At 65.9% G+C, this 6,405-nt stretch carries 11 protein-coding genes and 1 pseudogene; 4 read left to right on the top strand and 8 right to left on the bottom strand.

All coding sequences use genetic code 11. The features are described from left to right. Nucleotides 1-419: 419 nt before the first annotated feature. From MKL09_RS01015 to MKL09_RS00990, 6 genes are all read right to left on the bottom strand, one after another. Nucleotides 420-698: a hypothetical protein gene (locus MKL09_RS01015; RefSeq protein ID WP_244017133.1), complete on the bottom strand. Its 279-nt coding sequence runs from the start codon at nucleotides 696-698 to the stop codon at nucleotides 420-422. Then, nucleotides 695-952: a hypothetical protein gene (locus MKL09_RS01010; protein WP_244017131.1), complete on the bottom strand. Its 258-nt coding sequence runs from the start codon at nucleotides 950-952 to the stop codon at nucleotides 695-697. Before MKL09_RS01010 ends, MKL09_RS01015 begins: the two co-directional genes overlap by 4 nt. Nucleotides 953-1,022: 70 nt before the next feature. Then, complete coding sequence (locus MKL09_RS01005) at nucleotides 1,023-1,187, bottom strand: hypothetical protein (RefSeq protein WP_243939841.1); 165 nt, start codon at nucleotides 1,185-1,187, stop codon at nucleotides 1,023-1,025. Further along, nucleotides 1,184-1,438: a hypothetical protein gene (locus MKL09_RS01000; RefSeq protein ID WP_244017129.1), complete on the bottom strand. Its 255-nt coding sequence runs from the start codon at nucleotides 1,436-1,438 to the stop codon at nucleotides 1,184-1,186. Before MKL09_RS01000 ends, MKL09_RS01005 begins: the two co-directional genes overlap by 4 nt. After that, the gene (locus MKL09_RS00995) at nucleotides 1,435-1,752 is read right to left on the bottom strand and encodes a hypothetical protein (RefSeq protein ID WP_244017127.1); all 318 of its coding nucleotides are present in this window, start codon (nucleotides 1,750-1,752) and stop codon (nucleotides 1,435-1,437) included. The genes MKL09_RS01000 and MKL09_RS00995 overlap by 4 nt, the downstream gene beginning before the upstream one ends. After that, the gene (locus MKL09_RS00990) at nucleotides 1,749-2,018 is read right to left on the bottom strand and encodes a transcriptional regulator (protein WP_244017125.1); all 270 of its coding nucleotides are present in this window, start codon (nucleotides 2,016-2,018) and stop codon (nucleotides 1,749-1,751) included. Before MKL09_RS00990 ends, MKL09_RS00995 begins: the two co-directional genes overlap by 4 nt. 53 nt (nucleotides 2,019-2,071) lie before the next feature. On the opposite strand from MKL09_RS00990, the gene MKL09_RS00985 reads away from it, so the two are divergent. The 4 genes and pseudogenes from MKL09_RS00985 to MKL09_RS00970 form a co-directional block, all read left to right on the top strand. After that, nucleotides 2,072-2,368: a hypothetical protein gene (locus MKL09_RS00985; RefSeq protein WP_244017123.1), complete on the top strand. Its 297-nt coding sequence runs from the start codon at nucleotides 2,072-2,074 to the stop codon at nucleotides 2,366-2,368. An 86-nt stretch (nucleotides 2,369-2,454) separates the two neighbouring features. Continuing rightward, a complete protein-coding gene (locus MKL09_RS00980) occupies nucleotides 2,455-2,754 on the top strand; it encodes a hypothetical protein (protein WP_244017121.1) in 300 nt (99 codons plus the stop codon). A 114-nt stretch (nucleotides 2,755-2,868) separates the two neighbouring features. Further along, on the top strand, nucleotides 2,869-3,057 hold the full coding sequence (locus tag MKL09_RS00975) for a hypothetical protein (protein ID WP_244017119.1): 189 nt from the start codon (nucleotides 2,869-2,871) through the stop codon (nucleotides 3,055-3,057). An 819-nt stretch (nucleotides 3,058-3,876) separates the two neighbouring features. Then, nucleotides 3,877-4,860 (top strand): annotated as a pseudogene (locus MKL09_RS00970) (IS110 family transposase); the annotation flags it as partial. Between the two features lie 801 nt (nucleotides 4,861-5,661). On the opposite strand, the gene MKL09_RS00960 reads toward MKL09_RS00970, so the two are convergent. Together MKL09_RS00960 and MKL09_RS00955 are read right to left on the bottom strand one after the other, a co-directional pair. Then, nucleotides 5,662-5,958 (bottom strand): integration host factor subunit beta, encoded by a 297-nt coding sequence (locus MKL09_RS00960; protein WP_244017116.1) that lies wholly within the window; start codon nucleotides 5,956-5,958, stop codon nucleotides 5,662-5,664. A 210-nt stretch (nucleotides 5,959-6,168) separates the two neighbouring features. Then, a partial coding sequence (locus MKL09_RS00955) for an integrase core domain-containing protein (RefSeq protein WP_244017114.1) occupies nucleotides 6,169-6,405 on the bottom strand: 237 nt, incomplete at its 5' end.

The raw sequence follows: 6,405 nt of genomic DNA, 5'->3' as shown, positions 1-6,405 counted from the left end.
CAGTGCCGGTAGCCATCGCGGTATCCTAGTCGTCTCCAGCGCACCAACGTGGTGCGCCATGGAGGGGCGAATTGGTAGCGCTGGCAGCCTGTTTCGGAAAGTCGGCAGTCGCCAAGGCTCTCCGCGCCGATCCAGGCCGCTCCGGGAAAAGGGTCTTTTAGGGGTTGCAGGAATGAGCGCTTCTCCCGAGGGGCACCCCTATTCCCGATTAAAAAAATGGGGTCCTTTTTATGGAACGCCTAGGAGCGGTCGGTAGGCTTGGTCTTGGCCACTCAGGACGGCACAGCCAACACCGCGGCGGCGGGGTATTCTTCGTCCGTAATCCCGTTACAAAGCCGTCCGGGTCCGGTCTGCTCGCCCCACGGGAGCTGGGCCTGGATTAGCCCGCCCGGTTCGCCGGTGCGGGCTTCTTCGTACCCTCAGTGTCGCCCGGCCGGCCGCGCACGGGTGAACGTGTCCAGACCGTCTGCCTCGACCATGGCGAGGAACGCCGCGTAGGCTTCTGTCTCAGTCGCGAAGGTCTGTGTCCATTGAATGCAGCCGCCACCGAGGGCGACGACCGCGAGCTGCCACCGATCCTGCGTGCCGGCGAAGCGGTAGATCTCGACATCGACCTCGATGTCGCCTCGGGTGAACGACCCGGACAGCGGGGAGTGCTCGAACTCACGGTCCTCGTCGTTCACTGCCGGGCCAGTCATGGGAGCGGTCGCTGCTTCCGATGCGCGTAGGACGCCATGACGGCAGCGATCAGGATGGTGGCGATCGCGATGTAGGCCAGTTCGACGGGGGTGATGTCGAAGCCCGCCGGCCGCACGACGGCCAGCCACAGCATGAATAGCAGCCCCGCGACCGGCACGCCGAGGGCCAGCACGCTGATCACGAACACTAGCCATTGCGGCATCGCTTTAGGGTGGCGTTGCACGGGCTGGTTGTCGTTGCTGATCCGCGTCACGGCGCCTTCCGCTTCCGGAACCGGATCCCAGCCCCGCCGCCGTTCTCGGGGATGAACTCTAGGCTGGGGGTCATGATCGAAGATCCGCGGCGGCTACGGCCACAGCCGCCGTGACAGCTGCAACAGCGCAGTCCTCGAACGCGTATTCCAGGCCGGCCGCCTCAAGCGTGCGTTCGACGCTTACGAGCACGACCGCAACGCCGATCGCCAGCAGCCGACCCTTGATCATGCTCATCCAGCTGGCTCCGCAGTTGCTGTTTCTTGGATACCGAGCCACTCAAGCGCCGCCGGGCGCAACTTGAACACGTGCCGCTGGTTCGCAAACGGTGCTGGGCGCTCGGCCGCCGGCATCTCATCGAGCAACTCGACTTGCCATGTGTCGCTCGGGCCGCTGCGGTGAACGCTGCGCACCAAGCCCGCGATCACAACGCCGTCGAGCAGCACATCGTAGCTGCCGGGCGCCAGTTGCTCCACGGTGTAGGTCACTGCTGTTCCTTGGTGCGGAAACCGGCGAAGAAGCGGGTCAGGCCTTGCAGGTCAACGCCCTCCGATGGCTCTGCCGCTGGCTCTGGCCCCGATCGACCATCCTTGTCCGCGAGCTCGTGCATCACGTGGGTCAGCAGCGGTGGCCATTCCACACCGTGATCCTGCAGGAGCCGTGCGGCCTTCGCCAGTGCAACGGTCTGCTCCGCAGGCACTGCCCCACCCGTGATCAGCGCGTCGAGCGCACGATCTGAGAGCACGGTGCAAAGGCGCAGGACCTCGGAAAGTCGCTCCGGCGAGGCAGCTTCGCTAGTCACGCTGGATCCTTCCGCCGAAGCTTCACGCCGGGCTCGCCATCGTTGGTGAATTCGACGCCGGCTGCTTCTAGGGCGCGCTTGATCGCTTCGGCATTGGCCACTGTGATCCCCAATGGGCCGTCCTGCAGTTCGGCTCGGCGCACCGTTGCAACACCGATACGGGAAGCGTCTGCAACCTCTTGAGCCGTCCAGCGCAGGAAGGCGCGGGCCGCTCGCAGTTGGCCTCCTGTGATTGTCAAAATATCACCTGATCGCCAGTTGGCCACTCATTGATCGAGTGATATTCAAGCTATCACACGGTCACTGAGCGATCAATGCCATGCCCTACCGCACCGTCTCTTGGAACACCCTCTCCCGCAGCCTGCACGACAGCCGCCCGCAGATCCCGACCGGCCTGCTCAGCGCCCGCGCCCTCTGCCAGGGCTTCGCCCGGTTCCAGCGCCGCCCCTTCGTCGTCGCCGGCAAGTTCGACCGCTCGGCGATCATGGCCGCTGCTGTGGCCGCCGCGACCAACCTGCAGGAGCGCCACGGCCTCACCCGTGCCGCCGCCCTGTCCACCGCCCTCAAGGCCGCCTGGCAGGCCGCCAAGATGGCCCGCACTGCCGCCGCGCACTGACGCCGTAGCCACGCCGGGCTGACCCGGCCCGCATCCCCTTCGCCACCACCGACCCACCGCCACGAGCCCTCACCGGAGCCCGAACGATGACGCACGCCCGCATTCCCGATTTCTCGCAGCCCGCCCCGGTCCGCAGCTCGGCCGCCGCCAGCACCGCCCGCCGCCGGATCCCGGTCGATCCCCGCTACCTCAACCTGCCGAACGAGCGGCTGCCCGGCGAGGACGAGCCCTGGGAGATCGTCGAGCCGATCCGGGCCGAGACCCCGCACGCCCGTGCCTTCCGCTTCCTCGACGTCGCCGGTGAGCTGCTGACGGCCGTCGCCATCATTGGCGGGGGAATGGTGCTCACCGGCCTCGCCACGCTCCTCTGGCGACCCCGACCGTGATGACGGTGGCGATGCCGAACCTGATCTCGGCGCCCCAGAGCAGCACGACAACCAGGTGGTCTGGTTCCGCGGCTCGACCCGGGATCTAGAGATCGACCGGCAGGAGCCGGACCAGTGCGCCTGATCAGCCCGCTCATCGTCACGGCGGCGTGGTGGCACGCGAGGCGGGTCCGCCGTGCCACCCACGACATGCGCAGGGCGAACTATTACGCCAATTGGAGCCTGCGGACGCTGATCGCAGTCGGTCGAGGCCCGATCCTATGCACGGTCAACGTCGTGCCGACGATGCCCCGTGCCACATAAGAAAAGGCCCGGCAGCGGGATCATCCGCGGCCGAGCCTCAAGCAAAGTCGCCGGCAGCGACCGCCCAGTCACTACATGCGGTGGTGCCCGCGCCGATGCATCATGTGACGCATGCGGCGGATCGGGTGCCAGCGAACGTCGACGAGGCCATCATGAACGCTGGTGATACCCACGGCTGGAGCCGGGCTGAGAGGGGCCGCCGAGGCAGGGGTCGTGAGAGCGGCGACGCCGAGCGTGGCGAGCAGGGCCGCGGTGATCATCGAAGTGCGCAAGGAATGTCTCCTCTCGTACCGCCACTGGGAACGGTGGCATCTCACGGAGCCGTGCAAAGAGCGGATCCCTCCACGGTCAAGCTGGGAAGCTTGGCGCTGGTCGATGGTTCCAAAGGTGCTGCTACGAAATGGGCGGCCTTGGTGACACCTCTCACGAACGCTGATCGCGCATCCCGCGCGGTGACAATCAGGACCGCGAGACCGAAGCGTTCGAGGGCGTGCTGCCGGAGATGGCGGCTGAACCAGATGCCGAGCGGATCGTCTTACCCTGGCGTAGCCGTGGCAACGTCATCGCGGCGGCTGGGACGCTGCTCATCGACCTGCTGGAACGGGCGTGATGCAGGGTTGGATGTTGGTGGGGAGCGGCCTTTGTCGTTCTGGCGAGAAGCGGACATTCAGCGTTCGACCCAACTCGGCCATTCAAACTATCTCGGGCAGCTCTCGGAAGCAGATGGGGTGGATGGCTCCCGCTCCAACTGACGGCATCTCGGTGCCAAAATGTGGTTGCTGTCGACGCAGCAGCCACGCAGATGCAGGAGCCATCCCTATGGAGATCACCACTGTCGGCATCGATCTGGCCAAGAGCATCTTTCAGGTCCACGCCGTCAATGCAGCCGGGCAAGTCGTCGTTCGCAAGTCGCTGAGGCGGGCGCAGGTCGTGCCGTTCTTCGCCAAGCTGTCGCGATGCCTGGTCGGCATGGAGGCGTGCGGCACGTCCCACCACTGGGCCCGGGAACTGATGAAGCTCGGCCATGACGTGCGGCTGATGCCGCCCGCTTACGTGAAGCCGTATGTGAAGCGCGGTAAGACCGATGCGAACGACGCCGCTGCCATCTGCGAGGCGGTGACGCGTCCGAGCATGCGGTTCGTGCCGGTAAAGTCGACCGAGCAGCAGGCGGCGCTGGCGCTGCACCGGACGCGCGACCTGCTGGTCAAGCAACGCACGCAGCTGGTGAACATGATCCGCGGCCTGCTCGCCGAGTTCGGGATCGAGATGGCGCGGGGCCTGCGGCACGCGCTCGAACTGGCGGCCCGGCTCTCGGCCGGAGACGCGGCCGAGGTGCCACCACTGGCGCAACGCGTGGTGACCGGGCTGGCCGATCAGATCGGCGCCGTGCAGATCCAGCTCACCCGCTTGGAAAAGGAGTTGCTGGCCTGGCATCGGGACAGCGACCTGTCGCAGCGCCTGGCGACGATCCCCGGTGTCGGTATCGTCTCGGCGACGGCGCTGGCCGCCTCAGTGAGCGAGCCCGAGCGCTTCCGCTCCGGTCGGCAGTTCGCCGCCTCGTTGGGACTGACCCCGCTGCAGAACTGCAGCGGCGGCAAGGAGCGCCTGGGTCGGATCTTGCGCATGGGCGACCGCTACCTGCGCCGCCTGCTCGTCGTCGGCATGACCTCCCTGATCCGGCGTGCGAAGGCGACACCGACCTCGGTCGACCCGCGGCTGCCGGCCCTTCTCCAGCGTAAGCCGGTGCGCGTCGTGACCGTTGCGGCCGCCAATCGCACCGCGCGGGTCGCCTGGGCGATCCTGAGGCAGTTGCTTCGGGCGCTTGGCCATGCCGGGCTGATATCCGCTCTGCGCACAGTCGACCAGTCGCTACGGTGTCAGGCGACAACCCATGCGAAGGGTAACAGGCAGAGCAGGAATAGCCCGGACGTGACGAGCACAGCCATGACCTCACGGTGCTCAATGATCGCTGCGCGAGGGACGGTCAGCATGGGGAGGGACCAGGATCGATGTTCGACCCAGCCACTGTGCCGGTCCAAGCTTGACGGATCGAGGGCACACAGTACCGGGGTCAGAACTAAAGTCGGCCTGTCACGTACTGGCCACATGGCTCTCGGTCACGCCGTGCGGGCGCCCCAGCCCACGAGTCGTTCGGCTTCATCTCGCCACGCATCCCGCGCGGCCTGCGCTTCTACAAGCTCGGAGCGCAGCGCGCTGACGCCGGCGCGTAGGTCTCCCATTTCAATAGCGCTCTCGACGAGCAGATCCTGTGCGGACGCGAGTTGGCGTTGAAGCTCAGCGTTCTCTATCGCCAGAGCCGCGATCACTGCCGGATGGTCGATCTCACACGCTACGAGCATCGGGCGCGCCGATCGCGCCAGCCGCTGCGGCGCTTAGTGCGATAGCAACCACCACGAGGAAGCCAGCTGTCATCATAGGGCAGGTCCTTTGATTTCCGCCACCGGAACCCAAGGGTTCTTAATAGATCATTAACCTTGGCCATTGGCCGACGATCTCAGATCCATTGTTGGACATGGGCGGTAGGGCCCGTCGACCTGCCGCGGGAACTGCACAACAGGAGGCGAGCCGAAGCCGCTCGGCCTCCTATTCCGGATTGATCTTAGCGTGATTGAGTTGCGCCCGCATCGCCTTGCCAGGCTTGAAGTGGATGGCGGTCCTGGCCTCGACCTGCACCGCCTGACCGGTCCGCGGGTTGCGAGCGGCGCGGGCTTCGCGATGCCTGACCTCGAACGCCCCGAAGCCACGCAGCTCGACCCGATCTCCGCGAGCCAGCGCCTGGGAGATGCGGTTGAAGATCGCCTTCACCAGCGCATCGATCTCGTGTTCGTAGAGGTGCGGGTTCTGCGCCGTGATGCGGGCGACGAGCTCGGATCGGATCATGGCTGCGGCGTGCCAAGACACCGGCGTCGGGGCAAGTGCGGGCAGGCCCTATTCCTCACCTTTGAGCCTTACCGCCTGAGGCGTCTGGAGGAACCTTAGGCTCAGCCGTGTAGAAGTCCCCAACCGGCCTGCCCAGGGCGTCGCTGAGACGCTTCAACATCCGCAGCTTGCCTGACCTGACCGGTATTTTGGACCGGGCCAGTTGCGAGGTTACTGCATGGTAGCGGCCATGGGTAGCCGGAAAGCCAGATCCGGGTAGCTGACGGGCGCGGGCGGCTGATAGCCCAGCGACGAATGCGGTCGGATGCAGTTGTACGTAGTTTGCCATAGACCGATCACGATCTGCGCCTCCTTCAGCGAGTAGAAGATCTCCTGGCGTAGGCACTCGTCACGAAGTTTGCCGTTGAAGCTCTCACAATACCCGTTCTCCCACGGTGATCCTGGCGT

This window comes from Methylobacterium sp. J-048 (genome assembly GCF_022829515.1).
GTDB lineage: Bacteria > Pseudomonadota > Alphaproteobacteria > Rhizobiales > Beijerinckiaceae > Methylobacterium.
The sequence above is the reverse complement of the archived record's forward strand: the minus strand, read 5'-3'. Positions and strand labels throughout refer to the sequence as shown.

What these genes read in the sequence shown, in the direction of transcription:
- MKL09_RS01015 (WP_244017133.1), bottom strand. Translation starts at nt 698, where the DNA reads ATGACTGGCCCGGCAGTGAACGACGAGGACCGTGAGTTCGAGCACTCC.
- MKL09_RS01005 (WP_243939841.1), bottom strand. Translation starts at nt 1,187, where the DNA reads ATGAGCATGATCAAGGGTCGGCTGCTGGCGATCGGCGTTGCGGTCGTG.
- MKL09_RS00985 (WP_244017123.1), top strand. Translation starts at nt 2,072, where the DNA reads ATGCCCTACCGCACCGTCTCTTGGAACACCCTCTCCCGCAGCCTGCAC.
- MKL09_RS00960 (WP_244017116.1), bottom strand. Translation starts at nt 5,958, where the DNA reads ATGATCCGATCCGAGCTCGTCGCCCGCATCACGGCGCAGAACCCGCAC.
- MKL09_RS00980 (WP_244017121.1), top strand. Translation starts at nt 2,455, where the DNA reads ATGACGCACGCCCGCATTCCCGATTTCTCGCAGCCCGCCCCGGTCCGC.